This window comes from Streptosporangium album, assembly GCF_014203795.1.
Taxonomy (GTDB): Bacteria; Actinomycetota; Actinomycetes; order Streptosporangiales; family Streptosporangiaceae; genus Streptosporangium; species Streptosporangium album.
The window spans coordinates 2,963,756-2,988,745 of sequence record NZ_JACHJU010000001.1 but is presented as its reverse complement, the minus strand read 5'-3'; the positions used below and the strand labels follow the sequence as shown (position 1 = coordinate 2,988,745).

Sequence of the window (24,990 nt, the reverse complement as noted above, 5' to 3'; positions counted from 1 at the left end):
CGATTCCACTGCGGGATTGGGTCGCGTTTGAGGGGGGAAGCCGTACCAGCCGTACCAGCCTCGTTTTGGCTGGTCAGAGCTGGTACGGCTTCTCTGCTGGTACGGCTTGAGCCGTACCAAGATCGGGGAGTGGTACGGCTCAAGCCGTACCGGGGATGCAAGCCTCATCGGCCTGACCTGCGATGTTGAGGCTGGTACGGCTGGTACGGCTTCCCCTGCCGAACGGCACCACCTCACCGTTTTCGGAGCTCTGCGAGGTGGGGCAGTAGCGGTTCCAGGCGTCGGTGAAGTCGGCGCGCTGGTAGCCCTTGGCCTGCCCGCTGGGGAAACGGATCGTGGTGGACCGGATGTCGTACTCCCGCAGGATCACGCCAAGCTTCATCGCGGTCAGCCCGGCGGCTCCCTGCCCGTAATCAGCCCACGGGGCTTCGGGGTCGGCCTTGAGCCGCTCCAGCAGGGTCGCGGTGGGCAAGGCGGGGTCGGTGCCGAACGCGGTGCGGCAGTCGGCCAGCAGCCGAACCCGGGTCGAGGTCTCGCCGTTGTCGTCGGCCTCGGCGGTGAGCGCGAGCACAGCGGCGCGAGCGCGGTCGGGCCAGCGGCCCCCGGCGTGGTCGGCCACCGCAACCAGAGGCTCCCAGGTGTCGGCGGCGCGGTCTTCCACGGGCATCGCGGGTTCGGCCTGCTCCAGGGTGGCCAGGTCGGCGCGCAGCCACGCGGACAAGTCTTCGGCCAGCTGGCGCAGCAGGGGCCGGTCTCGGCGGTGCCGGTAGGGGGCGACGCTCTCACCGGGGCCGCGCCGACGCATCCGGACCACGACGGCGCGGTCTTCGATCGTGTCGGGCATCGCGCCGATTCCGGCGAGGGCGGCCATGGCGAAGGTCGGGATGGATTCCACGCGGCCGGTGTTGGCGTCGTAGCGCTTGGCCGGGCGGTTGCGCTGATGTCCGGCATTCAGCAGCCCGCGCAAGTCCTCGTTCCCATCAGCCTTCGGGCCAAAGATGGTGTCGGCTTCGTCCACGAGCATCGTGGGCGGGTCCTCGCTGATCGAGCGGTAGACCGCGGCACTGCTGGAGTTGACGGTGATGAACGGGTCATGACAGCACGCCTCGACCACGTCCAGCAGCCGGGACTTGCCGCATCGCTTTTCGGGGGCGCGGATCACCAGCCGGGGGGCGTGTGCCCACGCGGGTTGGGCGTGACTGGCAGCGATCCACAACACCACCGCGTCGGCGGCCTGCGGGGTCGGCAGGATCACGTAGCGAGTGAGAGCGGCCAGCAGGGCGTCAAGCAACGTCGCGCCGTGGCTGATGGGTTCGGACATGGGTTCGGCTCCGGTCTGAGTGGTTGAGGTGGTCATGCGGCGACCGTTCGGGGGCGCTTGGCACCGGCTTTTAGGCCGGATGCGATGGTGTGGATGGTTTCGGCGCGGCTCAGCCCGGCATCGACCCCCTGTTGTTCCAGCAGGGTTGTCACCTCGCTCTCGGCGAGCGCGCCACCGGCGACGAGTTGGCCCAGGGCGATGGCGGCGAGGTAGAGGGAGCCGTTGCGCTGGCCGTGCGGGGCGGTGGCGACACGGTCCAGCTCGCGGGTGATGGCGGCGTGAAGGTAGGCGCCGTGCCGGGTGTCGGGCAGGGCCAGGTGCACCGGTTGCGGCACGGGCCGGGGCGGGGGTGAGAGCTGCTGAAACAACCAGGGGGGCAGCGGGGCCGGGGTCGTGTTGTGAACTACCTCGTAGGTTCCGGTGCCGTCCGGGAGATCCACGTAGCTGCCGGGACCCAGCACGTAGCCACCGTTGGCGCGGGTGTCGATCAGCCATCCCAGCCCGCCCCAAGCACCTTCGGTGTTACGCAGGGCCGAACCGTCCGGCGCGGCGAAATACAGGTGCAGTCCACCGCGGCGGGTGCGGACGGTGAAGGTTTCGAACGGCAGGGGTTGCCCGGCGCGCTCGCACAGTACGGCCAGCACGTCGGCGCCCTCGTTGACCCCCGGCAGGTCCCAGGAAGGCGGCGGGCGAAGCCCGTCCTTTCGGGTGTCCAGGTCCACCACCACGAGATGCGAGGGGCCGGTGGCAATGCCGATGTTGTACGGCTTGCTCGACCAGCAGCGCCGGATGGTCTCGGGGTCGGTGGTGGCGTTGGCCTCCCAGTCGGTGAAGCCCTTCAGCGGGGGCTTGTCGCCGATGGAGACGGGGAAGACGTGCCAGCCGCGGGCGGCGGCGGCCAGGGCGTAGCGCAGTGTCGTAGGCGGGTGGTTCGCGGGCACGGCGGGCATGGCAAAGCTCGCTTTCGCGGTGCGGGCGGGTGGTGGAGCGGGGGTGTCAGCGCGGGCGTCAGGAGGGGTGTCAGTGGGGGTGTCAGGCGGTGTCTGACACCCCTCGCGGGTGCGCGTTACCTGGGAAAAGGGGGCGGTGGCGTCAGACGGTGTCTGACGTCAGACACCGGCGAGGACCGGCTGATTCTGCGGGATGATGCGGTAGCGGCCGGCCTTGTCGGTCTCGCGGAGTCGGCCGGTGAGGACCATGGCGGAGACCTGTCCGGAGACCCATCCGCGGGTCCGGCCGTGGCGGTCGCAGTGGTCCATGAAGTCCTTCGGCCCGACCTCGACCATCCCGGCGGCCTCGAACTCGTCCAGCAGGTCGGTCATCGCCTGGCGGGCTTCATCGGTGGTGATCTCGCGGCGCGGGGGCCGGCCGGGGGCAGGGGTGGCGAAGTGCAGCACGGTCCGCACCGGTGCCAGGGGCTGTTCAGGGTCGATGCCGTCGAACTCCTCAGCCTCGACGTCGTCGTGGTCGTCGTCGATGTCGTGCACGGGGTGGCTCTCCTCAGTGAGCCGGGCCGTAGCGGTACGGGGTGAGCTGGGGGTGAGGGGGGAGCGGGTGCGGTCGGTGAACGCGGCCCCGGCGGCCTGGCGGGCGGCCTGCCCGGTGACCGCGTCCACGCCGGCGCGCACGCTGGCGAACGCGGTGGCGACCTGGGTGAGCTGGTCGCGGCTGGTGAGGTAGGAGCGGGCCGGGGTGGCCCACAGCTGCTCAGGCACACCGTTGGCGGCCAGGTAGTTATAGCCGGGCTTCTTATCGCGCCAGGCATGCGGAGCGGCCCCGGCGTCCAGCGCCTCATCGGGCAGGGCGAACCCGGCATCGACCTCACCGCGCACCCCGAAGCACCATGAAGATCCCAGCGAGGCGCGGGTGTCGGTGCTGATCTGCGTACCGGAGGCGCGCTGTAGGGAGACCACCAGGGAGATCCCCGCCGAACGCGCCTCTTGGCCGATGCCGGTGAAGACGTCTTCGTCGATCTCGCGGATGGTCTTGGCCGCTTCCTCAAACCAGCACACGAGGTAGGGCATGCCGGGTGAGCCGTCGGCCTGGGTTTCGGCGCAGGCCGGTTCCCACTGCTTGTAGCCGTACTTGGCCAGCCACTTGGTGCGCGCTGGGATCGCTGCGGTGATGGCCTCGATCATCGCGGTGGTCGAGGGCATGTCGAGGGCGGCCCAGTCCAGGGCGGGCAGCAGCGGCCCCAACGTCTGGTCGGCCTTGGCCGGGTCGGAGGCCCACACCACCACATCGCGCCGGGAGGCGATTTCGCCCAGCGCGGCCAGCGCGCCCTCGGACTTGCCGGAGCCGGTCATGCCCATGATCAGCAGGTGCATGGCGTTACGCGCCTTGGCGGGGTCGCCGGGGAAGTACAGCACGGCCTCCGTGCCGTCCTCATACACCCCGACCACCACCGGTTCAGCGATCGATCCGCCGGGGGCCGACGGGCCGGGCCAGGGCGTGGTGTTCTTGAGCAGGTCGCGGGGAACGATGGTGACTTGTGCACGGGCGTGGGAGTCGGGGTCGGGGTGCACCCGTACCGCGGTGGGTGAGACGTCCAGGGCTGAGGCCAGGCGGGGGGCGGCCTTGGACACGTCATCGGCGGTCAACTCCCCCGGCGGGAGTTGCAGCTGGAAGGTGGCCTTGTTCGGCGCCACGGTCGAGCCGATGACCATGGTCTTGGCCAGGCCGACCTTTTCCAGCAGCCCACCAGAGCCCTGGCCGTCGTTTTGAGGGTCGGTGTTGGTGCGCAGCAGGTGGCGGATGTTCCAGGACGCGGCCAGCGTCGGGCCACCGATCAGGTACAAGCCCTGCAACGGGCCGGTGGCCGGTCCGGCCAGCGCCGCGGCGGTCAACCACGAGGTGGCAAGCCCAACGGTGACGGTGGAGTGCAGGCGCCGTTGTGCGGTGGTGGCCTTGCCCGCCCACCACGTGGTGGCGGTCAGCGCGGCCGAAGCGAGGGTCAGCCCAGCAGAGGCGGCGGCCGAATCAGCCCACAGGTGGTGGGCGGGCAGCGACAGGATGCCGGTTCCGACGGTCAGCAGCCAGGGCGGCAGGTAGGGGGTGGCGCGCTGCAAAAGGTAGCCACCCACCACACCACTGCCGCTGCGGTGGCGGCCGTACTCGTAGGGCAGCATCGGCAGGTCACGCTTGGAAGCAGACACGAAGACTCCTTTCCGGGCTCAAAGGCCGAAGTCGAAGCGGCGCCGCGCGGGGGCCGGGCGGGTACGGCGAGTTGAGGACAGTTCGGGGTCGTACTCGCGCTGGAAGGCGGCGTAGGTGCGGGCGGCGTTCTTGGCCGCGTCGCGGGCGTCGTCGGCGGTCTTCTTCAGGTGGCGGGCCACCCGGCGAGCGCGCGCCGCGGAGCCGAACAGCCGCGCCTCGGGGTCAGGCACTTCCTTGAGGACGGCCCGCAGGACTTCGGAGGCCATGGCCACCTCGAACGACAGTCGCAGGAACTCACCGCGGGCGCGCTCGCAGTAGTTGCGGATGTCGGCGTTGGTGAAGAACTCCGGGTCGGCCAGCGGGGAGTAGGAGGTGCCGGCGTAGGGGTGGCTACCGGCCTTGCCGCCTGCGGTGTGCTGGCCGGTGCCGGGACGGTCGGCCCCGGCGAAGGGGTCTTTGCGGTCAGGCATGGATGTCTCCAAGGTCAGCGGTCAGGACGGTCGGGGCGGTCGAGGTGGTGGCGGTCGAGCCGCTTTGCTGGTCCGCCGGGTCGGCGGTGGTCGGGGCGGGGTCGGCCGGGGGGTCGGTCCGCAGCCGGGTAAGGAGTCGTCCGGCACGGTCGGTGGAGATCGACTGTCCGCTCTGGCGGACCGCGTCCTTGAGCCGGTCACGGGTCAGCGTGATACCGCGCGATTCGTGGTCGGCGGCGATGCGCCATCCCAGCGGCATCAACTCGTCCACATCCGCCGGGGCAGCCGTCCGCCGGGTCCGCGAGGCCGGGCTGCTCTTGCTCGTACGGGGCTTGGCCGAACCGACCGCTTTGGGGGTGCGGTCCGGCGCCGGGGTCGGCGGAAGCGCGGACGGTCCGGAAGCGGTCGGGATTGGGGCCGGGGCCGGTTGTGCGGCATCGGTCAGCTGCCGGGTCAACCGGTCGGTGGTGGCGGCGATGCCGCGCTGCACGGACGCGGCGGCCTCGGCCACGACCAGCAGAAGCACCGGACCGCAGGAGTGGATCAGCACCCCGACCGTGTCCACCCCGCCGGGCGCCAGGGCCGGACCGGCGATGTTCAGCGACCAGGTCATCAGACCGGCGGTCCAGCGCAGCATGGTCAGCCATCCGGCGCGCACTCCGTAGCGGTCCAGCGCCCGACCGCCCATCAGAGCGACAATCAGGCCCAGGTCCACCATCGGCGACAGCATCCACGCGATAGCCGGGTGCACGCCGTGGGCGATCAGCAGGCCGGTCACGTTGCCCGCGCCGTAGACCATCACCCCGACCGCAACCCCCCACACCGCGCGGTTGACGTTGCGGCTCGTGCGCTGCAACCCCTCCAGCTCGGCGAGGACTTCGGCGCGGGTCATCACAGCGGCACTCATGCGGCCACCTCGCCCGCGTCGGCGCAGTCCAGGCAGGTGCCCAGATGGCGCGGCAGCACATACCCGGCATCGCGCCGACAGACGGGGCAGGTGCGGCGGGCGGCGTTGGCCTTGGCCAACGCCTCCAGCTGCCGGGGGGTAGCGGTCCGCTTAGGCAGCGCGAACCGCACGTCGTACAGGTAGGCCACGCGCACCCCGGGGGCGCCGTGGCGACGCGAGGCCCACAGGATCTGTGCCTGTACGCCCTGCCCGCCGGGCCGAAGCCCAGCGGCGGTCAGCTGGCGCAGCGTGAGCAGGTGCGGCGGGGACATGCGCCACGGGTAGGTGGGGATGGCGTACTTGGCGCCGGTGGGGTCCCAGAAGCGGGCACGGATGCGGCTCACGCGCTTACCTCCGTACCGTCCGTGCTGCCCAGCCCGCACGCGGTGCAGGAGAAGCCGGGCGCGGTGGTCAGGGTGGGGGTGCGCTGCCACATCAGTGCCCAGCGCAGGCGGCGGGCAGGGCGGCCGGTGGCCAGGGTGCGACGCCGGGCGCGTGCACTGGGGTGGCCGTCGAAGGCCCAGCCGATCAGCCGGTAGCCGGGGGGTGCGTCGATCAGATCGGCCAGCGCCGCGGCGACCAAGCGACGGCCGGGCAGCCCGGCGCCGTCCAGCAGCCGCACGGCGTGAGTGTCGGCGTCGTACTCCTGTAGCCGCTCCCGCCGCGCGTCGGCCAGCGCCGCGGCCAGCACGACACAGACCAGGACGGCCAGGGCCGACAGGGGCAGGCGCAAGACCAAGCCGCCCAGCAGCGCGACCTTGGCCAGCCACACCGGGTTACACCAGAACGCCCGGGGGCGGTCGTGGTCGAGGGCGTGGTGGGCGATCTCGTGGGCCAGCACCCCGTACAGCGGCAACGAGTCCGGGTCCTGCATCAGGTCGGCGCCCAGCCCGACGCGCGGGGTGCGGTCGCAGCGACTGGCGGAGGCTTCGGCGTTGCCGTCGAGGTCGAGGGTGATGCGGATCAACAGGCCGGGCAACTGGGCACAGTGGCGCAGCGCGCACACCAGCTCAGCCAAGCCCGGCAGGTTGTCAGGCGTGTCGTTGGGGGCGGTGGGGATGGGGGTGGGGGCGATGGTCATGGTTCACCTCCTTGTTAAAGGCCGGACTGGGAGCGGGTGAGGGTACGACAGGTGCCGCACCTGTGGACGGGGCGGGCGCCGTGGGAGCGGCAGACCTCCACCTGGGCGCGCGGCGTGCGGCAGCGCGGGCAGGACACGGCCATGCCGTGCTCGTGCTCGCAGTCCAGGCACTGAAAGCGGCTCATCACGCCACCTCCTGTTCCACGTGGTCGGCCACCGGCCACAGGGACAGGGCGCGGATTTCCCCGACCGACAGACCCGCCCACACGCCCTCGCTGGGGCGGATGTCCAGGGCGTAGGCCAGGCACTGCGAGCGGGCCGGGCAGGTGGAGCAGATCCGCTTGGCCGCGGCCTCACGGTCCTGGCGGACCGAGTCCGGCTCGGGCTCGAAGACGTCGGGGGCGGTGAACAGATCGGCGTCGGCGCCAGTGCAGGCCGGTCCGGCGGCGAACATCGCCTTACGCAGCTGCTCACGCCGCTTGAGGTAGGCGCGGCGGAGGCTGTTCATCGGGCCGCCTTGCTCGCGGCGGTCGGGCGGCAGAAGGGGCAGGGGTAGGGGCCGGAACCGGGGTTCCAGATCTGACCGTTGCGGCAGTCCGACGTGCATCCGTTGGACTTGGCCACGCTGGATGGAATGGGCATGCTGGTAGCGCCTCTCTTGGGGTGCCGGGGTGCGGATCTGTTTTGGCGACTGGCCGCATCCCGGCTGATCAGCTGGCTATTCGACTCGATCCGACGTGGCAGGTATGCTGCCGAATTGAAACGCCAAACGTTTGTCGATGGCTCTGATAATGGACCCGCCGGGACCTCGCTGTCAACAAACATCAAACGTTTGTTGTTTAGGCCGAAAGAGCGACTCGGTCAAAGAGGGAGAAATGACCTACTCAAGCAAGTTGGGCTTCCGTCAGATCGCGGCCCGAATCCGAGAGGAGATCGTGAACGGCGTCTACCCGCCTGCCACGGTCTTCCCAGCTGAGCCGGTGCTTGCCGAGCGGTACGGCGCATCACGGAGCCTGGTCAACAGGGCAATGCAGGTACTCGCGGCCGAGGGCATGATTCGCCCTCGTCAAGGGAGGGGAACCATGGTCACCTACATTCCGCCGATGCTGCACTCGCCGGCGCGCTACTCACGCGAGGCGCGCGAGGGCGGACAGGCACGCGGCGCGTTCGACGCGGAGGTACGCGCGGCCGGGCTCGAACCGCAGCACGAGATCACGACCGAGCGGGCTGTCCCGCCGGACGATGTCGCCGACGCCCTCGGGTTGGCGCGGGGTGAGGAGAACGCCCTCGTTCGCCGTAGGCGGCTCCTCGCGTCGGGTATCCCGGTCCGTCTGAACGCATCGTGGTTCCCGCTGTCCATCGCTGAGGGGACCGTCCTGGAAGAGGAAGGACCCGTTATCCACGGCGGCGTCAAGTCGGCGCTGGCAGAACTGGGCTACACGCAGACCGAAGCGACCGAGCGCATCATCGTCCGGCCTCCCACGGATGCCGAAGCCGACGCGCTGGAGATCAGCCCCGAGCGGACCGTTCTCGACATCTTCCATGTCGGCAGGACCGAAGGCGGGCAGGCTGTAGAGGTGACCACCACGGTCACGCCCGCTCACTACCTGGTGATCGAGAACACCTTCCCGCTTAGCTGACACGGCCTGGACACGACCCGATCGGAGACGATGCGATGACAGCCACACTGCCAATGCACGCACGGGCCTTGGAACTGGCCGACGCTGGCGAGCTGCCCGCGTACGTGTACGACCTTGCCGACCTTGACGCCCACATGGCCACCGTACGGGCCGCCCTCGGAGACATCGAGGTGCACTACGCCGTCAAGGCCAATCCCGATCCGCAGCTGCTGCGGGTGATCGCGCCTTACGTCGATGGCTTCGAGGTGGCTTCAGGGGGAGAACTTGCCCACGTGCGCAAGTTCTTCCCCGAGTCGCCGATCGCGTTGGGCGGCCCCGGCAAGACCGATGCCGAACTCTTCGCCGACGTGTACCGACTGCACATCGAAAGCCCCAGCGAGATCCGGCGCCTGTTCACGGCGGGCCGGTCCGCTGACGTCCTGCTCAGGGTCAATCTCGACATCCCAATCAGCGGCGCGTCCCTGGCCATGGGCGGCGGCGCGACTCCGTTCGGCATGGACCCTGCGGGCATCTCCGAATGCATCGAGATGCTGGCCGGTCAGGATGCGGTACGGTTCCGCGGCATCCATGCCCACCTCGCCAGCGGTCTTGACGCGCCTCGCATGTTGGAGCTGGCCACCGCGATTCTCGACTACGCGCGCGGCCTCGGCGTCACTGAGATCAATATCGGTGGGGGCATGGCCGTGTCCTATGCCGATCCAGACTCCCGATTCGACTGGAAGACGTACGGCAAGGGCCTGGCCTCGCTTCGACGCCCTGGCGAGGTTCTACGGATCGAGCCGGGCCGTTCGCTGTCGGTCTACTGCGGGCGGTATGTCACCCGAGTCATCGACGTCAAGCGCGTTCACGGTGAGCTGTTCGCGGTGGTGGCGGGCGGCACCCACCACATCCGGACGCCCGCGACCAAGGGGCACAGCCAGCCCATGGTCATCGAAGAGTCAGGCGAACCCACCACCATCGTCGGCCAGCTCTGCACTCCCAAGGACACCATGGCACGGCACGTCCCGGTGAGCTTGAAGCCGGGGGACGTGGTTGAGTTCCTGATGGCCGGCGCCTATGCATGGAACATCTCCCACCACGACTTCCTAATGCACCCGAAACCGGCCTTCCACTATCTAGGAAGCTGAGCTGATTGCCCGAGAGACCCAGAGGAGGACCTCCGGGTCTCTCGTCAAATCAGCTGATGGATAGAGGGAAAACCTGGCTGGATGGCGGCGTGTACCGTCGGCCTCAACCAAACTTGATCCAGAACCTTTGGGTTCACCGCATCATGATCATGCAAGATGGCGGCCACGGTGGCGGCAATGGTGACCGGCGCGGCGAGCCAGACGGCGTGGCTGTTGACGTCCGATCGCGGGATCTGGTCGAGCAGCAAAGCCGTAGGCAGACCTGCCTCTTTGGCTCGTTTGAGCTGACCGGCCAGCTTCTTAAGAAGCGGATCGCGCAAGCCAGCGTCGACCTGAGTGCTGACAGAGGGGTTTCCTGTCGTATCAGTGAATGGGATCAGGTGTACGTCGGGGGTCTTGCTTGGGAAGGCTTGGGCGGTGGCGAAAGAGTCTTCGCCATCGATCAATCCCTGTACGGTCACGGCTTTTTCGGCCAGTTGAACGATCCGGTCGTAGTAGTCAGCACCCCAGCTGACCCCCTTGGCGCCGGTCTGAGGCAAGTAGCTGACCTGGATGACACAACCGTACGTCTGGGCGATAGCTTCGATGCGGGGGCGTAACACCGCTTCAGCTGCCTTCAATGCAGCCGGAAGTAGTTGGGGACGAGACACCAGGCAGTGATCCACCGCCCATTCCACGCCGTCGATGCTGATCAAGGCATCGACGGTAAGCGGATGTGCGGGATCGCGGTCAGGATACGCGGTGATCTCGGCTCGCCTGCCTCGGGCAACCAACTCATCGCGGAACGCCTGAAGCGCAGTGTCCTCATGCTGGTACTTCGCGGTCATAGGGCCATGATCCTCTATCCGGGAAGTCGCCGGAGTATCGATCCAGTCGAGCATGGCTAGTGTCGAGATCATCAGTTGCCCTGGGGATACGCCGCGGATCTCCCAGACTCGCTCTCGGGCGCCAGCCGAAAGGGCTCAGTTTGGGTCTCAGTTCATGCCCGTCCGGGGTCGTTCATCAGGGTCCCGTCCGCCCCCTCCTCGCCTGGTCGGGACCGCTCTGATCAGAGCTGAACAGAGATCCACAGTCTTGGAAAGCGTGTTGGGGGCAACCCCTCAGGAGTTCGAATCTCCTATCCTCCGCCAACTCAGAGGGTCGTGCCGTGATCTGCGGCACGACCCTTCTGGCGTTCCAGCTTTACCCGACGATTGCCGCACATCAGGCATATCCGTAGCGTGATCATCGGAGGCCGACATGCGTGATCCGAACCCCACTTCCGCTGATCAGTGGTCCCAGTGGGACACCGATCCCAAGCCACCCACATGCTGGCCGGGCCTCGGAAACGAACACGGTGACGGCTACGAGATCGACCGCAGAGGCGTGAAGGCGGTCTCCGGCAACCTCGTCAAGCTCGCCGTTTCCACCAGGTGCCACGACGTCTCCCCGGGGTGTTGCATCCGATCCCACCGGCGTGTCCCGCCCTCCTGAGGGCAGTCGAAGGGTCTCAAACGGATCGAAGGGACGTCGGCGATGGACTTCAAGGACGATGCCCAGCTGGACAGCTCACAGGTCGAAAGCGGCGGCCGGGTCGACCCCGACGGCTTCACCCACGGGACGTCGGCGCAGCGCGTCAAGTGGTTCACCACCGGCTATCGGAGCGGCGACCCCAACATGTGCGACACCTTCGCCGGCAGCATCTGAAAGCGCCGCTGACATGCGGCGAGAGCAGCACTGCAGGCAAAGAGCCTGAATCTCTCCTAAACTACATAGTGTGATCTTCAAGCTGGTCGGTGATGAACGGCCCTACCCCGAGCACGGTCTCTCGCATCGCGAGTGGGCGCAGATACCTCCGCGACAGGTCCGGCTCGACACGCTGATCACCACGAAAGCGATGCTCGACCTGCACTCCCTGCTTGCGAAGGACTCCACGTTCTACGGCGATCTGTTCCCCCACGTGGTGCAGTGGCGCGGTGACCTCTACCTCGAGGACGGCCTGCACCGGGCGCTGCGGTCGGCCCTGCACCAGCGTTCGGTCCTGCACGCGCGCGTCCTGGAGATCCCCTCGGGCGACTGAGGAACGCCCGCACACCCGATGCCTAAGGTTCGCAGTCGCTCCGGAGCGGGTTCCGGGCCCGCCGGCTTTTCGGCGCGCTGACCGGCCGAGGTCCGCCTGACCACGGCCGGGATCCGGTCGGCCTGATCCGTCACAGTGCGCGGGATCGACAACTCTTCGCCACCGGTATATCCCATGCCGGCGGGCGTACTTGCCGAGGGAGCCGACGACCCGGCAGACGCGGCAGGTCACGCGTCCGTTCGCACCGGCTCTCTTCTCGATCGATGCCGGGTGCTGCCTTCCGCGCGGAAGGTGAGCCGCCGCCGGGGACCGCAGCTCAAGACCGGATTTGGGGCCGTTTCCCCATGGTCGTGACATGCGAAGAGCCTCCAACCCGCTCTAGCAGGTCAGAGGCTCTTATGGTGGCGGTGGAGGTGGGATTTGAACCCACGGATAGGTTGCCCCATCACACGCTTTCGAGGCGTGCGCCCTCGGCCACTAGGCGACTCCACCGCGGAGCAGCTTACCGGATAACCACTATTGCTCGCGCATCCGCCGAACGGCGAAGAACTCGGTGAGAACGGCGGCGCACTCGTCGGCCAGCACGTCCCTGAGGACCTCGGGGCGGTGGTTGAGACGGCGGTCGCGCACCACGTCCCACAGCGAGCCGGCGGCTCCGCCCTTGGCGTCCGCGGCACCGTAGACGATGCGGTCGACCCGAGCCAGCACCGAGGCCCCCGCGCACATCGTGCAGGGCTCCAGCGTGACCACCAGGGTGCAGCCGGTCAGCCGCCATTCCCCACGGACACGGGCCGCTTCCCGCAGGGCGAGGATTTCGGCGTGCGCGGTGGGATCGGCCAGGGACTCCCGGTCGTTCCCGGCCTGCGCCAGCACCGAGCCGTCCGCGTCGAGGACGACCGCGCCGACCGGCACCTCTCCGCGGGCGCCGGCACGCACGGCCTCCGTCAGGGCGAGCCGCATCGCCGGGGCGTAGCCCGTCACCGCAGCCGATCGAGCTCGTCCGCGAAGGCCAGCCGCTCGGCGATCACCGAGAGAGTGTCCGCCGGAAGCACGCCCTCCTCCATGCTGAGCTCGATGAGTTCGTCGGAACTCACCCCGAGGTCGCTCAGAAGCTCGAAATCACCCGCGGGCCGTACGCCCAGATCGGGTGTCTCCCTGTCCGGCGCGACCCCCGCCAGCTCTCCGAAGAGCTTTCCGAGCTCGTCGGAGATCCCGGCCTGGGCGTCGGACAGGAACGTGCGGGGCTCTTGGTCGCCCTGGTAGCGGACGATCGCGAACCATTCGTCCTCCACCTCCACGCAGAGCAGAGCCAGCTCATCGCCGTTGAGCGCGAGACGCTCCTGGACGGCGTCTCCGAGGTCGTCGGCTATCTCGGCGGCGCCGAGATCGACCTCCGCGCCGTTCCAACCGCCCGCGACGCGGACGAAGGCTGCCGAGAACACGCTGTTGCCGGATGGTCTGGAGGACATGGCCGATCTCCCAAGGTCAGCCGAACACCGAGTCGATGGCGCGTTCGAACGGCTCGGAGAATCCCAGCCGCGCGGCGATGCTGGACAGCACGTCCTCGGGGAGCAGATCGATGTCGCCGGAGAGGATGCCCAGCTCCATCTCGTCGAGTCCCAGATCAGCGAAGATCGACAGATCCCCGGCCGGGAGCACCGTGTCCTCGTCCTGGAGGATCGCCTCCAGTTCGTCCTCATCGGGGACCGGCACGTCGAGGTATTCCAGCGCCTGCTGCGCGAGCGGGAAGTCCCAGGACGCGGCGATGTCGGAGAGGAAGACCTCCACCCGCTCACCGAACACCCGTAACGCCACGAAGAACTCATCCCCCACGGCGACCAGGCCAATCGTGCCGCTCATGCTCGGCTGCTGGCGCAGAGCGTGAATCAGGCCGTCGAGATCCGAGGTGAGCGCCACCGGAAGCGTCTCCGCTTCCCAGGCGTCGTCCTCACGGTAGACCACGATGGCGAAGTCCAGCGGGTCTTGGTCTGCCATGGTCATCCCCACCGATGTGTTCTCTACGGATTTGACCTCCTCCCGCTCCTTGGGGACCGGGATTCCCCGTGCCGCCGTCGCGTCACCCTCACGGGCCGCGCACAGCTGTACGAGGTGGTTGACGCTTCACCGACCCGCCAACGGCTGGAGGCCTCCACGCCCTGAGACGACAAGCCCTGCCGCCTTGACACTTATCAACGACGCCTATACTGCCACGGCTTCCCGCAGGACGTACGTATGATTGTGATCAAATCGCGTGAGCGGGCCATGTCACGTGCGTACGGTCTGTTATCGCCTGAGCAGTCATCCAAGATAGCGTTGGCGTCCATGGAAACCCTGGTCGTCGACCACCCCCTGGTGGCCCATAAACTGACCGTGCTGCGGGATGTGAACACCGATTCACCCACCTTTCGCCGCCTCGCCGACGAGTTGGTGACGCTGCTCGCCTACGAGGCGACCCGTCAGGTCCGCACGACCGAGGTGACGGTGCAGACTCCCGTCGCCGCCGCACAAGGCGTACGGCTGGCTCAGCCGTACCCGTTGGTGGTGCCCATCCTCCGCGCGGGCCTGGGCATGCTGGACGGCATGACCCGGCTGCTGCCGACGGCCGAGGTCGGTTTCCTGGGAATGATCCGCAACGAGTCCACGCTGAAGGCGGAGACCTACGCCACCAGGCTTCCGGACGACCTGTCGGGCCGGCAGGTCTATGTGGTCGACCCGATGCTGGCCACCGGCGGCACCCTTGCCGCGGCGATCGAGTTCCTCTTCGATCGGGGCGCCGACGACGTGACCGCGCTGTGCCTGCTGGCCGCCCCCGAGGGCATCGCCCACATGGACGAGGTCTTCGCCGGCACCTCGAAGCCGATCCGCCTGGTGACGGCGGCTCTGGATGAGCGGCTGAACGAGCAGGGTTACATCGTTCCAGGGCTCGGCGACGCCGGAGACCGCCTTTACGGCGTCGTCTGAGGAATCTTCCTCCCAAAGGTAGAGGCGTTTCGCTGTTTCTTTGTTACAGACTGTGCTTGTCTGGGTACTGATAGTAACGAAGACATCTCTTCTGTGTCCCCGGCCCACGGAGACCGCGGGCGCACACCAGGGAGAAACATGAGCGAGCGAATCATCCCGGCCACGGAGCCCGACCGCTACAAGGACGTCAGCGCCGCGTTGCGAGATGAGTTCTCCGACGTCCATCCGGCGACCACGGTGACCCGCTGCATAGAGGCGGCGCACTACGGCGCGCTGGAGGTCACCGGCCACGCCCATCCCGGGCTGGTCGAGCGGATCGCCCGCAAACACCTTGAGGTCCTCGCGCTGGTCGCGGGTGAGCGCGGGTGATGGAAGTCACATCGGCCGGAGCAGGCCCTCGGGACGCTCGAGACTGTAATCGGCTGATGCGCTTTACCTCGCCCATGGCGTGGGTAATGTATACGGCGGGTGCAGTGGGTCAGTGGTAGTAGGAGGCCGCAGTGCAAGTCAAGAAAGTTCTCACGTATGGCGGTGCCGCCTTCGTAGCGTTTTTCCTGTTCACACGACCAGGTGACGCCGCGAACGCAGTGAAGGGCGCCATGGACACGGTGTACACAGCGGCCAATTCCCTGGCCTCATTCGTTTCCCATCTGTCATGAGGCTGGTGACCCACGGGGACTCAGCTCCCTCGTCGGTCAACCGCTACCTACTCCCCCACGAACACCAGGTCATCATGGTGCGGCGTCACCCAGCCGTGCTGCTCCGTCCGGTCGCCGAAGTGCTGGGCGGCCTGATCCTCGCCGGGCTGCTGAGCAAGTGGTTCGGTGACCAAGGCGGCGGCGGTGCGCTCGTCGTCGTCTGGTGGGCATGGCTTCTCCTGCTGATCCGCTTCGTGTGGAAGGTGGCGGAGTGGTCGGTCGACTACTTCGTCGTCACCTCGAAGCGGATGTTGCTCACCACGGGGCTGGTCACCCGCAAGGTCGACATGATGCCCCTCGGCAAGGTGACCGACATGAGCTTCCAGCGCTCATTGCTCGGTCGCATGCTGGGATATGGCGAATTCGTCCTGGAATCAGCTGGTCAGGACCAGGCCCTGTCAAGGGTCAACTACATCCCCTATCCGGAGACCCTTTACCTCGAGGTCTGCCAGATGCTGTTCCCCGGAGGAAACGACTCGGATGATTAGTTCCCTCGCGTCCTTTATTTCGGAGCGGTAGGGAAGAGTCCGCTACGGATTTTTCACGTGGGGTTACCCGATTCGACTGCTTCATGCAATCATGGCGGGAACATTGACCATCCCCCGCCCTGAGAGATCAGATGCCGAGTCAGGGAACCATCGGTGACCGCGTCCGTGGACTGCGGCTGAGTAGGCGCATGTCTCAGGCCCAGCTGGCTGGGCCTGACCTTTCCGACAGTTACGTCTCCCTCATCGAGTCGGGTAAACGCACGCCGACTCCCGTGGTCGCGCGCCTTCTCGCCGAACGGCTGGGGTGCACCACCGAGTTCCTGCTGCACGGGATCGAGCCCCGCCAGCGCATCGACACCGAGCTGGGTCTGCGCCACGCGGAGCTTGAGCTGCAGCACGGCGACCCGTGTGCCGCCGCCGAGCGGTTCGGTGAGATCGTCAAAGTCGCCGGCGAGGAAAACGCCATGCTCGCCGCGCACGCGCGGTTCGGCCGGGCTCGCGCGCTGGAGGCCCAGGGCAAGATCGGCCCGGCGGTGGAGGCGTTCGAGCGGCTCCGCCGTGAGGCGGCCAGCCATCCCGAGCGGCTTGCCGATCTGCCCCTGGCCGTGGCCCTGAGCCGCTGTTACCAGCACGCCGGAGACACCCTGCGTGCCCGTGACCTGGCGAATGCCGCCCTCAGTCAGGTGAACCGGCTGGCTCTGAACGACGGCGAGATCGCCGTGGATCTGGCCGCCTCCCTGATGGAGACCGAGCCCACCCGGGGTCCGCGCTCTCCCGGCCTGACCTACGTCCGGCATGTCCTGTCGGCCCACGGCGTCCCGGCGGTGGTCAACCGCGTCGACGAGATCCGTTCCCTCTGGGAGGCGAGCGTCACCGCCGCCGAAGGCGAGGATTCGGCGCTGGCCGTCCGCTTGGCCGATGATGCGATCGCGGCAGGCCGGCCGGCCCGGCTCGCCTTCCAACTCGCCCGTATAGCGATGAACTGGTCCCGGCTCACCGCCTCTTCCGGCACGGAGCCGCTCGACGAGGCCCGCGAGTTCGCGACCGCCGCGCGCGAGGTCTTTGGCACGTTCCCTGACAGAGTGGACGACCACGCCAGGAGCCTGGTTGTGCTCGCCTCCATCCAGCTCAGAGACGGCGATCCGAAGGGCGCGGCCGAGCTGGCCGATTCCGCCCTTACGACGCTGGACGACCGGCTCGGCATCACAGCTGCCACCGCGCGGCTGGTCCTTGCCCAGGTCGCTCTCAGCACGGGCGGGGGCGACGTCGTGACGATCCTGCACAGCGCCCGCGAGCTGCTCGACAGCACGAGGCCCGGGGTCTCCGGCCCCGACCGGGAGGCCGCGCGGGTCTGGCGCCGGCTCGGCGATCTCTACGGCCAGGCCGGCGTGAGCGAAGATCAGGTGAGCGCATACCGTAAGGCGCTTGAAGCGGCTGGAGTGCGGAGTGCGATGGTAGGCATGACGGTCGATTCGGCGTTGGTTCGGTAAAGTTTCCGCTCTTCCGGGGCTTCTGATTTGTTTTTCTGCCTCCGGAATAATTAGGGTCGACCAGTCATTGACTCATAGGATGATTGGTTTCCCCGGAGGAGGCGGACTGTGAGTCTGCGTACGGCGCAGCGAGCATCCCTCGTCGACCAGGTGATCGATCAGCTCAAAGAGCAGATCACTTCGAACTCCTGGCAGATGCACGCGAAGATTCCCACTGAGACCGTGCTGGCCGAACAGCTCGGAGTCGGACGCAACACCGTACGTGAGGCGGTGAGGGCCCTCACCCACGCCGGCCTGCTGGAATGCCGCCAGGGCGATGGCACCTACGTCCGCGCCACGAGCGAGCTGTCGGGAGCCATGCTGCGGCGGCTGCGCGCCGCCGAGCAGTTGGAGATCCTGGAAGTACGGCGCGCGCTGGAGGTGGAGGCTGCCCGCCTGGCCGCGACGAGGCGGAGTGATGCCGACATCGCCCGGATCGAGGCCGCCCTGGCCGAACGGGAGCGGGCCTGGGAGATCGGCGAACCCAATGCGTTCGTCGAGGCCGACCTCGCCTTCCACGTCGCGGTTGTCCAGGCCACCCACAATCTGGTGCTGATCGACCTCTACGAGGACTTCTCGGCCGCCCTGCGGGCCAGCATCACCGCTGCGGGCACCTCGCTCAACAGCACCTACATCCCCCACGAAGCCATCGCTCGCGCCATCGCCGCCGGCGACGTGTCCGCCGCCGAACGCGCCGGCCACGCGTGCATGGAGCACATCCTGATCGCCCTGACCGAGGTCCAGGAACTCTCCTCCTGACTCCGCTCTCTTCCGCATGAGAGAAGGGCTCCACCCCTGCCGGCGGGGTGGAGCCCTTCTCTCATGCGATCTCTCAACTGAGGCGCAAAGACATCACCAGATAACGGAAGGCGGGGTCGGCGTCGCCGGGAACCTCGGTGATGAGAGCCGGACGGCTCGGAGACTGCATGTTGAGCCGGACGTATTCGGTGTCGATCCCGGTCAGGCCGTCCAGCAGGAACTGGGACTGGAAGGCGATCTGGATGCTGTCACCGGACAGCTCGGCTTCCAGGGATTCGGCACCGCGCCCGATGTCGCCGCCGCCCGCCTGGATGAGCACCTGGCCCTGGCTGAACGACAGCCGGATCGCGGTGTTGCGCTCGGCGACCAGCTTGACGCGGTTGATCGCTTCGATGAACGGGGCCACCCGCAGGTCTGCCCGGATCGGCCAGTCGTCGGTCAGCCGTGAGCGGTAGTCGATGAACTGCTCGTCGAGCAGGCGGACCGTGGTGCTCCGGCCGACGCTCTCGAAGCCCGCGACACCGTCGCCCAGCGCCATCGACACCTCGCCGCCGCGCAACGACTTGGCCACCTCCACGAGCACGCGGGCGGGCACCATGGCCGCGGCCGTGACCTCGGGCTGCTCGGGACGCCAGTCGAACTCCCTGGCCGCGATCCGGTAACGGTCGGTGGCGGCCATGGTCACGGACTCGCCGGAGACGTCGACCCGGACGCCGGTCAGCATGGGGAGCGTCTCGTCGCGGCTGGCCGCGGCCGCCACCTGGCCGACCGCGCTCGCGAAGATCCCGCCGCCGACCGCGCCGATCTTCGGGGGCATTACCGGCAGGGTCGGAAAGTCTTCCACGGGCATGGTGAACAGGCCGAACTCCGCGCTGCCACAGGTCAGCACCGCCTCCGAGCCGCTGATAGCGATCTCCACCGGCTGGGTGGGCAGGCTCCGGGTGATCTCCGCGAGGATCCGGCCCGGAATCAGCACCCGGCCAGGCTCCGCCACCTCCGCCTCGACCGAGGCCCGAGCGGAGACGTCGTAGTCGAAGGCCGACAGCACGAGGTCGTCTCCGGCCTCCAGAAGCAGGCCGGAGAGCACGGGAATGGCCGGACGGTTCGGCAGCACCCGGGCGACCCAGGCCACCGCGTCGGCCAGGACATCACGGTTAACCTGGAACTTCACCTGATCATCCCTCCGTCCTGAACGGCATCACCATGTGCGGGAGCCGTACGTCATCAGAACGGTAGCCGGTATGACCGACAGAACAGTGACAGCGTGCCCCTCGTATTGACTTCATCCGGACAGAGCCGCCTTCAATGCGGTAACGGCCTATCAGGTTGTTAGGAATGTGTTGACCGATATGGCCGTCGCCGTCCGCGGGCACCGGCCTGGCCGCCGGAGGCGTCGCCGCGCCGACCTGATGCCCGCGTTCCGCGTCAGAACGTGCCCAGCCATTCCGTGATGGCCGCCACGAACAGGTCCGGGTTCTCGAAGGGCAGGGCGTGGCCGGCGTCGACCTCGCGGTAGACCGCGCCGGCAACGCGGTCGGCCAGCTCCCGCTGGTGGTGCGGGGGCACGATCAGGTCGTGGGTGCCGGCGAGGACCATGGTCGGGGCCGTGATCTCCTGGAGCATCCGGGAGATGTCCACCCGGGCGTCCAGCTCGATCTGCCGCAGGATCCGCTCGTCGAGCAGCGCCGCGAACCCGGCGGTGGCGTCCTCGAAGTCGTCGACGCCGCGCGCCGCGGCGGTGGCCGGGCCCATCGCGGTGAGCTGGAGCAGCCGCGCGAGCAGCTCGGAGTCGGTACGGAGCAGCCGCGCCCAGTAGTCGAACTGGAAGACCTCGCGAGGGCCGCTGGTGACCCATCCCGCGTGGGCGAACAGCGACAGGACCGCGGGGGTATGGCGTGCGGCCACGGCCGTGGCGACGACCGCGCCGAGGGAGTGGCCGACGACGTGGTACTCCGCCAGCCCGGCGTCCGCCGCCGCCGCGGCCACCTGGTCGGCGAGGTTCTCGACGGTCAGCGGCTCTCCCCGGTCGGCGGTCTCACCGGCACCGGGCAGGTTGACGGCCACCACGGTGAAGCGGTGCCCGACCGCCTCGACGAGCGGCGCCCAGTTGCCGTCGGCGTCGGCGCCGGTGCCGTGGACGAGCACCAGGCCGGGTCCCGAGCCGCTGACCCGGTAGTCGACGGACGTGGTGCCCACTGTTACGGAAGGCATGGGTTTCTCCTTTTACGGGGATCGGAAACTGCGGGGGTCGAGAGGTTCCGGCGGTCAGGCGGCCGGGGCCGGGGGCCGATACGGCCCTGCGGACGGGGTCAGCGGGACCGGCGGTGGAGAAGGAGGAAGACGGCCGCGGAGACGGCCGTGAACAGGGAGATCACGAGGAGGGTCAGATGCAGGGAGTCGGTGTAGACGCCGACGGCCTGCGATGGGGCTCCGGCCAGGTCTCCGGCGGCCAGGTGGTTGGCGAGGTCGCGGTCGCCGTCCAGGCCTGACTGGGTCAGGCTGATCAGCAGGGCTCCGGTGACGCTGACCGCCACCGCCTCACCGGCCAGGCGCATGGTGTTGAACACCCCGGAGGCCATCCCGGCCTGCTCGGGCGGCGCGGCGCTGACCGCCGCGTTGTCGATCAGGCCGAAGGCCAGTCCGACGCCGAGGCCCAGCACGGACAGCGGGCCCGCGAGTTGGACCCAGCCTCCCGCCGGGGTCAGCGTCACCAGCCACAGATCCCCGGTGGCGATCAGGATCAGGCTGACGGTCAGCAGCGCGCGCAGCGAGAACCTCCGGATGAGGATTCCCGCCGCCGCCGGCGCCAGCAGCACCGGCAGGCCCAGCGGGGCGATGCTGAGACCGGCCTCCAGAGGGCCGGCTCCGCCGACCGAGCGGAGATAGAGCGGCAGGTAGGTGCCGGGGGCGACGAACCCGAAGCCCATCGCGAAGACCATCCAGATGACCGCGAGGAAACGGCGGTCGCGCAGCAGGTTCAGGTCGAGCATCGGGCGGATGTTCCGCAGTTCGATCCTGACGAAGATCAGCAGGAGTCCGGCCGCGCCCGCGAACATCGCGAGGACGCCACCGTCCATCCAGCCGAGCTGCGGCCCTTCGACGGTGGCGAGGGTGAACAGGGCGAGCGCACCGGTGAAGGTGAGCGCTCCGGCCCGGTCGAAGCGCGTGGCGCCGGGATCGCGGGACTCCCTCAGATGCGGCACGCCGAGGGCCACCACGGCCACTCCGACCACGACGTTGGACAGGAACACCGCACGCCATCCGCCCAGCGCGAGCAGTCCTCCGCCGACGATCGGCCCGAACGCGATACCCGCGCCGAAGGCGGTGCCGAGGACACCGAACGCCCGGGCGCGGGACTTCCCCTCGAAGGTGGCCGCCAGGACCGCGCTGCCCGCGGTCAGCACGCCGGTCGCGGCGGCGCCCTGCACGACCCTGGCCAGATCCATCACCAGGATCGTCTGCGCCGCGGCGCAGACCAGCGAGGCGAGGGCGAACAGCAGGGTGCCGAGCGTGAAGACCCGCCTGCGGCCGAACCGGTCGGCCAGCGCCCCTGCGGGAAGCATGCACGCGGCGAACGCGACGTTGTAGCCGTGCAGGACCCACTGCTGGCCGACCAGCCCGGCCGAAAGCTCCCGTCCGAGCGCGGACAGGGCGAGCGCCGGGGCCATCACGGAGATCGGCAGCATCGTGCCCGCGACCGCCACGGCGGCCAGGGTGATGCCCGGCCGGTGCCCGACCTGTTGGGAGAGCGTCATGGCCATCTCATCTCAGAACTCAGCTTTAAAGACGAGAGCTGACAATAGACAGAACTCTGTTAACTAGTCAAACCCTGTTATTGAGTAGGATCCTGTGCATGGGAATGCCTCCGGAGGAGCGACTGGGAAGCCACGTCAAACGGGCGGAGCAGGAGCTGATGGCGCTCAAGCACGTGGTGCTCAAACCATCCGGCCTGACCGTGCCGCAGTACCAGGCCCTCTACTTCCTGGGCGGAAGTCCGGGCATGTCGGCCGCCGCGCTGGCCCGTGCGTGCCTGGTGACCCCGCAGACGATGGCCACGATCCTGGGCAATTTGGAGAACAAGGGGCTCGTCGAGCGGACCGCGCACCCATGGCACCGCAACGTGCTGGAGACCCGGCTGACGGAGAAAGGACGGATCGTGCTGGAGGAGGCCGACGCCTCCGCGTCGGCGGTCGAGCGCATGCTCTCCGAGACGTTCACCACCGAGGAGCGCGCCCAACTGGTCTCGTTGCTCGGCCGGTTCTCCGACAATCTGCACGCCCAGGCACGCGACTTCCCCGGCGGCTGCAAGGCCATGGCGCCGTTCGGACGCGAGTGACCGAGGCGCCGCCGACCGGGCCGCGGCTCACCGGGGCGCGGCCGGGCCGCGGCTCACCCGGGCACCGCCGTTCGAGGCGTGGCCGACCGGCGGAGTGGGCGGTTACGGCTGGGAGCGGGCGGCGTTGAGGTAGGTCAGGACGGCCAGAACGCGACGGTTGTCGTCGTCGGACGGGGCGAGGTCAAGCTTGCCGAAGATGCTGGCCGTGTGCTTGCCGACCGCGCTCTCGCTGAGGAACAGGCGCTGGGAGATCGCAGCATTGGAACGGCCCTCGGCCATCAGCTCCAGCACCTCGCGCTCGCGCGGGGTCAGCGCGCCGAGCGGCTCGTGCCGGGCGGTGCTGGCCAGGAGCTTGGCGATCACCTCGGGATCCATCGCGGTGCCCCCGGCGGCGACACGACGGACCGCGTCGATGAACTGCTCGGCGTTGAACACCCGGTCCTTGAGGAGATATCCGATCGCCCCGGAGCCGTCTGCCAGCAGCTCGCGGGCGTAGAGCTGCTCGACATGCTGGGAGAGCACGAGCACCGGCAGGCCGGGGACGGCTCTGCGGGCGGCCAGCGCCGCCTGGAGCCCCTCGTCGGTGAACGTGGGCGGGAGCCGTACGTCCACCACGGCGACGTCGGGTCGCTCGTCCATCAGCGCCCTCAGCAGCTCGGGCCCGGACTCGACGGCGGCGGCGACCTCGAAACCGTGCGCCTGGAGCAGATGGACCAGGCCGTCCCGCAGGAGGTAGAGGTCCTCGGCGATGACGACTCGTTGACTCATCGGCCCAATCCTAGACAGGACGGCCCGGCTCCCGCCATCAGCTGCCTGCGTGAACGTGCGGCGGGGATCGCCAGGGCCGTGCCATACATGGCGAGGCCCAGGACGATGTTGAAGATGATCACCGGCCACTGCCACGGCTCGGGCAGGTGGAGGGCGAGGAACCAGCTCTTGTCTTCGAATCCGACGATCTTGAGGACCATCGCGACCAGTCCCTGCGGGAACAGGGGGAGCCAGCCCAGCCCCCAGCCGAGCCCGACGACGACGAGCCGCCATCCGGACAGCGGGGGCTGCTCCGGGAGGGCGGCGCCCCAGCCCGACATGTGCGGCAGGTCGATCGTGGCGGTGGTGGGACCGGCCGGCGGGCTGCTGAGCGCGAGCACCCCGTCGAAGGCCGCCAGCCGCCGCTCGATGCCGCGCAGGCCGCTGCCCCGTGCGGGATCGGCGCCGCCCGAGCCGTCGTCGGTGACGGTGACGCGCAGCGCCCTGCCCTGGGTGCTGATGTCGATCCACACGCGGTCCGCGCCTCCGTGGCGGACCGCGTTGGTGAGCAGCTCACTGATCGAGAAGTAAGCCGCCGACTCGACGGGCGACTCCGGGCGGTCCTTCAGGTCGACGGTGACCGTGACCTTCAGCGGGCTGTCCAGCGCCAGGGCGCGTACGGCGTCGCCCAGGCCACGTTCGGCCAGGACCGGCGGATGGATACCCCTGACCAGGTCGCGCAGCTCGGTGAGCGCCATGGACGAGGCCTCGCGTACCTTGGCCAGCAGGGCCTTGGCAGCGGCCGGGTCGGAGTCCATCAACTCCTCGACCGCGCCGAGCGTCATGCCCATGGCGACGAGCCTGGCCTGGGCGCCGTCGTGCAGGTCGCGCTCGATCCGCCGCAGCTCGGACGCCTGGGAGTCGACCGCCTCCAGCCTGACCTGATCGAGCCGCTGAATCCGGCCGGCCAGTATGGATTTGGCGGTGGGGGAGAGCCACAGGTGGTTCCACCAGCCGTAGAACCGCAGCAGCCACGGCGTCGCGGCGACCCCCGCCACGGCGACGGCCACACCCAGGGGAGCGGTCTGCGGAGCCCAGTACCACGGCATGGCCAGGCCGTACCCGACTCCGGCCAGGGGCAGCAGCAGGAGGCTTCCGCCGACGATCGGGTTCAGCGACAACCAGAGGACGTCCCGCCAGGTGGCCGGGTCGGTGAACATCCACTTCCAGCGGTTGTTCCAGGCGGGCCACCACGGCGTCTTGTAGAGCTGGCGGTCATGGCGGTACCAGCCGTCCGGCTGACGGTGGGGCGGGGGCGGCGGCGGCAGATAGGACGGCGCCGTCTCGACACCCAGCCATCGGCCGTTCACCCTCCTGACGACCGTCGTGCGGAGCCTGACCAGTCTGACCACGGGGGTGAAGAAGAAGACCATCCCCAGTCCGGTCAGGACGGCGGTGACCAGGATCAGCCCGATCAGGAAGACATCCGTCAGGGCCAGCCCCCCGAGGGCCAGGGCCCGGCCGATCGTCACCACGTGTCGCCTCATGTCCACCAGTGTCGGCGATAGGCCTCCGTTCCGCCCAGTGGCGCTGGACGCCGTCCGGGGGTGGAGGTAGCCACACCCCTGCCGGGCGCCCAGGCGGATTACGGACGGCCCGCGAGATTTCTAGC

Annotated in this window: 28 protein-coding genes and 1 tRNA gene; 10 read left to right on the top strand and 19 right to left on the bottom strand. The window is 68.7% G+C overall.

Translation table 11 applies throughout. From position 1 onward, the window contains the following. Window positions 1-139: 139 nt before the first annotated feature. The 9 genes from FHR32_RS14280 to FHR32_RS14240 form a co-directional block, all read right to left on the bottom strand. Complete coding sequence (locus tag FHR32_RS14280; protein WP_221465403.1) at window positions 140-1,321, bottom strand: DUF3631 domain-containing protein; 1,182 nt, start codon at window positions 1,319-1,321, stop codon at window positions 140-142. Window positions 1,322-1,353: 32 nt separating this feature from the next. Beyond that, complete coding sequence (locus tag FHR32_RS14275; protein WP_312882336.1) at window positions 1,354-2,262, bottom strand: bifunctional DNA primase/polymerase; 909 nt, start codon at window positions 2,260-2,262, stop codon at window positions 1,354-1,356. Between the two features lie 168 nt (window positions 2,263-2,430). Continuing rightward, window positions 2,431-4,476, bottom strand: a complete 2,046-nt coding sequence (traB, locus tag FHR32_RS14270; RefSeq protein ID WP_184754743.1) for a plasmid transfer protein TraB — start codon at window positions 4,474-4,476, stop codon at window positions 2,431-2,433. A gap of 18 nt (window positions 4,477-4,494) precedes the next feature. Further along, window positions 4,495-4,947, bottom strand: a complete 453-nt coding sequence (gene traA, locus FHR32_RS14265) for a plasmid transfer protein TraA (RefSeq protein ID WP_184754742.1) — start codon at window positions 4,945-4,947, stop codon at window positions 4,495-4,497. After that, window positions 4,940-5,854, bottom strand: coding sequence for a hypothetical protein (locus tag FHR32_RS14260; protein ID WP_184754741.1), 915 nt, complete (start codon window positions 5,852-5,854; stop codon window positions 4,940-4,942). The genes traA and FHR32_RS14260 overlap by 8 nt, the downstream gene beginning before the upstream one ends. Continuing rightward, window positions 5,851-6,237 carry an RRQRL motif-containing zinc-binding protein gene (locus tag FHR32_RS14255; RefSeq protein ID WP_184754740.1) on the bottom strand — a complete coding sequence of 129 codons (387 nt, stop codon included), beginning with the start codon at window positions 6,235-6,237 and terminating at the stop codon, window positions 5,851-5,853. The genes FHR32_RS14260 and FHR32_RS14255 overlap by 4 nt, the downstream gene beginning before the upstream one ends. After that, window positions 6,234-6,974, bottom strand: a complete 741-nt coding sequence (locus FHR32_RS14250; RefSeq protein ID WP_184754739.1) for a M48 family metalloprotease — start codon at window positions 6,972-6,974, stop codon at window positions 6,234-6,236. The genes FHR32_RS14255 and FHR32_RS14250 overlap by 4 nt, the downstream gene beginning before the upstream one ends. Before the next feature lie 14 nt (window positions 6,975-6,988). Continuing rightward, a complete protein-coding gene (locus tag FHR32_RS14245; RefSeq protein WP_184754738.1) occupies window positions 6,989-7,159 on the bottom strand; it encodes a hypothetical protein in 171 nt (56 codons plus the stop codon). After that, complete coding sequence (locus FHR32_RS14240) at window positions 7,159-7,482, bottom strand: WhiB family transcriptional regulator (protein ID WP_184754737.1); 324 nt, start codon at window positions 7,480-7,482, stop codon at window positions 7,159-7,161. Before FHR32_RS14240 ends, FHR32_RS14245 begins: the two co-directional genes overlap by 1 nt. Window positions 7,483-7,753: 271 nt before the next feature. Between FHR32_RS14240 and FHR32_RS14235 the strand changes: the two genes are divergently transcribed. Together FHR32_RS14235 and FHR32_RS14230 are read left to right on the top strand one after the other, a co-directional pair. Continuing rightward, complete coding sequence (locus FHR32_RS14235; RefSeq protein ID WP_312882335.1) at window positions 7,754-8,614, top strand: GntR family transcriptional regulator; 861 nt, start codon at window positions 7,754-7,756, stop codon at window positions 8,612-8,614. A gap of 68 nt (window positions 8,615-8,682) precedes the next feature. Continuing rightward, window positions 8,683-9,741: an alanine racemase gene (locus FHR32_RS14230; RefSeq protein ID WP_246466151.1), complete on the top strand. Its 1,059-nt coding sequence runs from the start codon at window positions 8,683-8,685 to the stop codon at window positions 9,739-9,741. A 44-nt stretch (window positions 9,742-9,785) separates the two neighbouring features. Here FHR32_RS14230 and FHR32_RS14225 read toward each other — a convergent pair whose 3' ends face one another. Further along, on the bottom strand, window positions 9,786-10,568 hold the full coding sequence (locus tag FHR32_RS14225) for a hypothetical protein (RefSeq protein ID WP_184754735.1): 783 nt from the start codon (window positions 10,566-10,568) through the stop codon (window positions 9,786-9,788). A 688-nt stretch (window positions 10,569-11,256) separates the two neighbouring features. Between FHR32_RS14225 and FHR32_RS14220 the strand changes: the two genes are divergently transcribed. Together FHR32_RS14220 and FHR32_RS14215 are read left to right on the top strand one after the other, a co-directional pair. After that, a complete protein-coding gene (locus tag FHR32_RS14220) occupies window positions 11,257-11,427 on the top strand; it encodes a neutral zinc metallopeptidase (protein WP_246466150.1) in 171 nt (56 codons plus the stop codon). Between the two features lie 70 nt (window positions 11,428-11,497). Further along, window positions 11,498-11,800, top strand: a complete 303-nt coding sequence (locus tag FHR32_RS14215; RefSeq protein WP_184754734.1) for a type II toxin-antitoxin system VapB family antitoxin — start codon at window positions 11,498-11,500, stop codon at window positions 11,798-11,800. A gap of 402 nt (window positions 11,801-12,202) precedes the next feature. Here FHR32_RS14215 and FHR32_RS14210 read toward each other — a convergent pair. The 4 genes from FHR32_RS14210 to FHR32_RS14195 form a co-directional block, all read right to left on the bottom strand. Then, a tRNA-Ser gene (locus tag FHR32_RS14210) sits at window positions 12,203-12,292 on the bottom strand. A 24-nt stretch (window positions 12,293-12,316) separates the two neighbouring features. Further along, on the bottom strand, window positions 12,317-12,760 hold the full coding sequence (gene tadA / locus FHR32_RS14205; RefSeq protein WP_184756520.1) for a tRNA adenosine(34) deaminase TadA: 444 nt from the start codon (window positions 12,758-12,760) through the stop codon (window positions 12,317-12,319). A 17-nt stretch (window positions 12,761-12,777) separates the two neighbouring features. After that, the gene (locus FHR32_RS14200; RefSeq protein ID WP_184754733.1) at window positions 12,778-13,269 is read right to left on the bottom strand and encodes a tRNA adenosine deaminase-associated protein; all 492 of its coding nucleotides are present in this window, start codon (window positions 13,267-13,269) and stop codon (window positions 12,778-12,780) included. Between the two features lie 16 nt (window positions 13,270-13,285). Further along, complete coding sequence (locus FHR32_RS14195; protein ID WP_376773315.1) at window positions 13,286-13,795, bottom strand: tRNA adenosine deaminase-associated protein; 510 nt, start codon at window positions 13,793-13,795, stop codon at window positions 13,286-13,288. Window positions 13,796-14,122: 327 nt separating this feature from the next. Between FHR32_RS14195 and upp the strand changes: the two genes are divergently transcribed. The 5 genes from upp (at window position 14,123) to FHR32_RS14170 (ending at window position 18,235) form a co-directional block, all read left to right on the top strand. Further along, window positions 14,123-14,761, top strand: coding sequence for a uracil phosphoribosyltransferase (gene upp / locus FHR32_RS14190; RefSeq protein ID WP_184754731.1), 639 nt, complete (start codon window positions 14,123-14,125; stop codon window positions 14,759-14,761). A 138-nt stretch (window positions 14,762-14,899) separates the two neighbouring features. Next, window positions 14,900-15,130 (top strand): hypothetical protein, encoded by a 231-nt coding sequence (locus FHR32_RS14185; protein WP_184754730.1) that lies wholly within the window; start codon window positions 14,900-14,902, stop codon window positions 15,128-15,130. 286 nt (window positions 15,131-15,416) lie between these two features. After that, window positions 15,417-15,947, top strand: a complete 531-nt coding sequence (locus FHR32_RS14180) for a PH domain-containing protein (RefSeq protein WP_184754729.1) — start codon at window positions 15,417-15,419, stop codon at window positions 15,945-15,947. A gap of 131 nt (window positions 15,948-16,078) precedes the next feature. Continuing rightward, the gene (locus FHR32_RS14175) at window positions 16,079-17,437 is read left to right on the top strand and encodes a helix-turn-helix domain-containing protein (RefSeq protein ID WP_184754728.1); all 1,359 of its coding nucleotides are present in this window, start codon (window positions 16,079-16,081) and stop codon (window positions 17,435-17,437) included. A 108-nt stretch (window positions 17,438-17,545) separates the two neighbouring features. Further along, window positions 17,546-18,235: a FadR/GntR family transcriptional regulator gene (locus FHR32_RS14170; protein ID WP_184754727.1), complete on the top strand. Its 690-nt coding sequence runs from the start codon at window positions 17,546-17,548 to the stop codon at window positions 18,233-18,235. A 73-nt stretch (window positions 18,236-18,308) separates the two neighbouring features. Here FHR32_RS14170 and dnaN read toward each other — a convergent pair whose 3' ends face one another. The 3 genes from dnaN to FHR32_RS14155 all read right to left on the bottom strand — a co-directional run bounded on the left by dnaN (window position 18,309) and on the right by FHR32_RS14155 (window position 21,990). Further along, the gene (gene dnaN / locus FHR32_RS14165) at window positions 18,309-19,406 is read right to left on the bottom strand and encodes a DNA polymerase III subunit beta (protein WP_184754726.1); all 1,098 of its coding nucleotides are present in this window, start codon (window positions 19,404-19,406) and stop codon (window positions 18,309-18,311) included. 254 nt (window positions 19,407-19,660) lie between these two features. Then, entirely contained in the window at window positions 19,661-20,446 is a 786-nt protein-coding gene (locus FHR32_RS14160) for an alpha/beta fold hydrolase (protein WP_184754725.1), read from the bottom strand. A gap of 98 nt (window positions 20,447-20,544) precedes the next feature. After that, a complete protein-coding gene (locus tag FHR32_RS14155; RefSeq protein ID WP_184754724.1) occupies window positions 20,545-21,990 on the bottom strand; it encodes an MFS transporter in 1,446 nt (481 codons plus the stop codon). Between the two features lie 98 nt (window positions 21,991-22,088). Between FHR32_RS14155 and FHR32_RS14150 the strand changes: the two genes are divergently transcribed. Continuing rightward, a complete protein-coding gene (locus tag FHR32_RS14150) occupies window positions 22,089-22,571 on the top strand; it encodes a MarR family winged helix-turn-helix transcriptional regulator (protein ID WP_221465401.1) in 483 nt (160 codons plus the stop codon). Between the two features lie 102 nt (window positions 22,572-22,673). On the opposite strand, the gene FHR32_RS14145 is transcribed toward FHR32_RS14150, so the two are convergent. Both FHR32_RS14145 and FHR32_RS14140 read right to left on the bottom strand, forming a co-directional pair. Beyond that, window positions 22,674-23,339 (bottom strand): response regulator, encoded by a 666-nt coding sequence (locus FHR32_RS14145; RefSeq protein ID WP_184754723.1) that lies wholly within the window; start codon window positions 23,337-23,339, stop codon window positions 22,674-22,676. Then, window positions 23,336-24,865, bottom strand: a complete 1,530-nt coding sequence (locus FHR32_RS14140) for a sensor histidine kinase (RefSeq protein WP_184754722.1) — start codon at window positions 24,863-24,865, stop codon at window positions 23,336-23,338. The genes FHR32_RS14145 and FHR32_RS14140 overlap by 4 nt, the downstream gene beginning before the upstream one ends. Window positions 24,866-24,990: the final 125 nt, after the last annotated feature.

Coding starts and splice junctions, on each gene's coding strand:
- FHR32_RS14280 (WP_221465403.1), bottom strand. CDS start 1,321: ATGTCCGAACCCATCAGCCACGGCGCGACGTTGCTTGACGCCCTGCTG.
- traA (WP_184754742.1), bottom strand. CDS start 4,947: ATGCCTGACCGCAAAGACCCCTTCGCCGGGGCCGACCGTCCCGGCACC.
- FHR32_RS14260 (WP_184754741.1), bottom strand. CDS start 5,854: ATGAGTGCCGCTGTGATGACCCGCGCCGAAGTCCTCGCCGAGCTGGAG.
- FHR32_RS14250 (WP_184754739.1), bottom strand. CDS start 6,974: ATGACCATCGCCCCCACCCCCATCCCCACCGCCCCCAACGACACGCCT.
- FHR32_RS14245 (WP_184754738.1), bottom strand. CDS start 7,159: ATGAGCCGCTTTCAGTGCCTGGACTGCGAGCACGAGCACGGCATGGCC.
- FHR32_RS14240 (WP_184754737.1), bottom strand. CDS start 7,482: ATGAACAGCCTCCGCCGCGCCTACCTCAAGCGGCGTGAGCAGCTGCGT.
- FHR32_RS14235 (WP_312882335.1), top strand. CDS start 7,754: ATGGCTCTGATAATGGACCCGCCGGGACCTCGCTGTCAACAAACATCA.
- FHR32_RS14225 (WP_184754735.1), bottom strand. CDS start 10,568: ATGACCGCGAAGTACCAGCATGAGGACACTGCGCTTCAGGCGTTCCGC.
- FHR32_RS14220 (WP_246466150.1), top strand. CDS start 11,257: ATGGACTTCAAGGACGATGCCCAGCTGGACAGCTCACAGGTCGAAAGC.
- tadA (WP_184756520.1), bottom strand. CDS start 12,760: ATGCGGCTCGCCCTGACGGAGGCCGTGCGTGCCGGCGCCCGCGGAGAG.
- FHR32_RS14200 (WP_184754733.1), bottom strand. CDS start 13,269: ATGTCCTCCAGACCATCCGGCAACAGCGTGTTCTCGGCAGCCTTCGTC.
- FHR32_RS14195 (WP_376773315.1), bottom strand. CDS start 13,795: ATGGCAGACCAAGACCCGCTGGACTTCGCCATCGTGGTCTACCGTGAG.
- upp (WP_184754731.1), top strand. CDS start 14,123: ATGGAAACCCTGGTCGTCGACCACCCCCTGGTGGCCCATAAACTGACC.
- FHR32_RS14185 (WP_184754730.1), top strand. CDS start 14,900: ATGAGCGAGCGAATCATCCCGGCCACGGAGCCCGACCGCTACAAGGAC.
- FHR32_RS14180 (WP_184754729.1), top strand. CDS start 15,417: ATGAGGCTGGTGACCCACGGGGACTCAGCTCCCTCGTCGGTCAACCGC.
- FHR32_RS14175 (WP_184754728.1), top strand. CDS start 16,079: ATGCCGAGTCAGGGAACCATCGGTGACCGCGTCCGTGGACTGCGGCTG.
- FHR32_RS14160 (WP_184754725.1), bottom strand. CDS start 20,446: ATGCCTTCCGTAACAGTGGGCACCACGTCCGTCGACTACCGGGTCAGC.
- FHR32_RS14155 (WP_184754724.1), bottom strand. CDS start 21,990: ATGACGCTCTCCCAACAGGTCGGGCACCGGCCGGGCATCACCCTGGCC.
- FHR32_RS14150 (WP_221465401.1), top strand. CDS start 22,089: ATGGGAATGCCTCCGGAGGAGCGACTGGGAAGCCACGTCAAACGGGCG.
- FHR32_RS14145 (WP_184754723.1), bottom strand. CDS start 23,339: ATGAGTCAACGAGTCGTCATCGCCGAGGACCTCTACCTCCTGCGGGAC.
- FHR32_RS14140 (WP_184754722.1), bottom strand. CDS start 24,865: ATGAGGCGACACGTGGTGACGATCGGCCGGGCCCTGGCCCTCGGGGGG.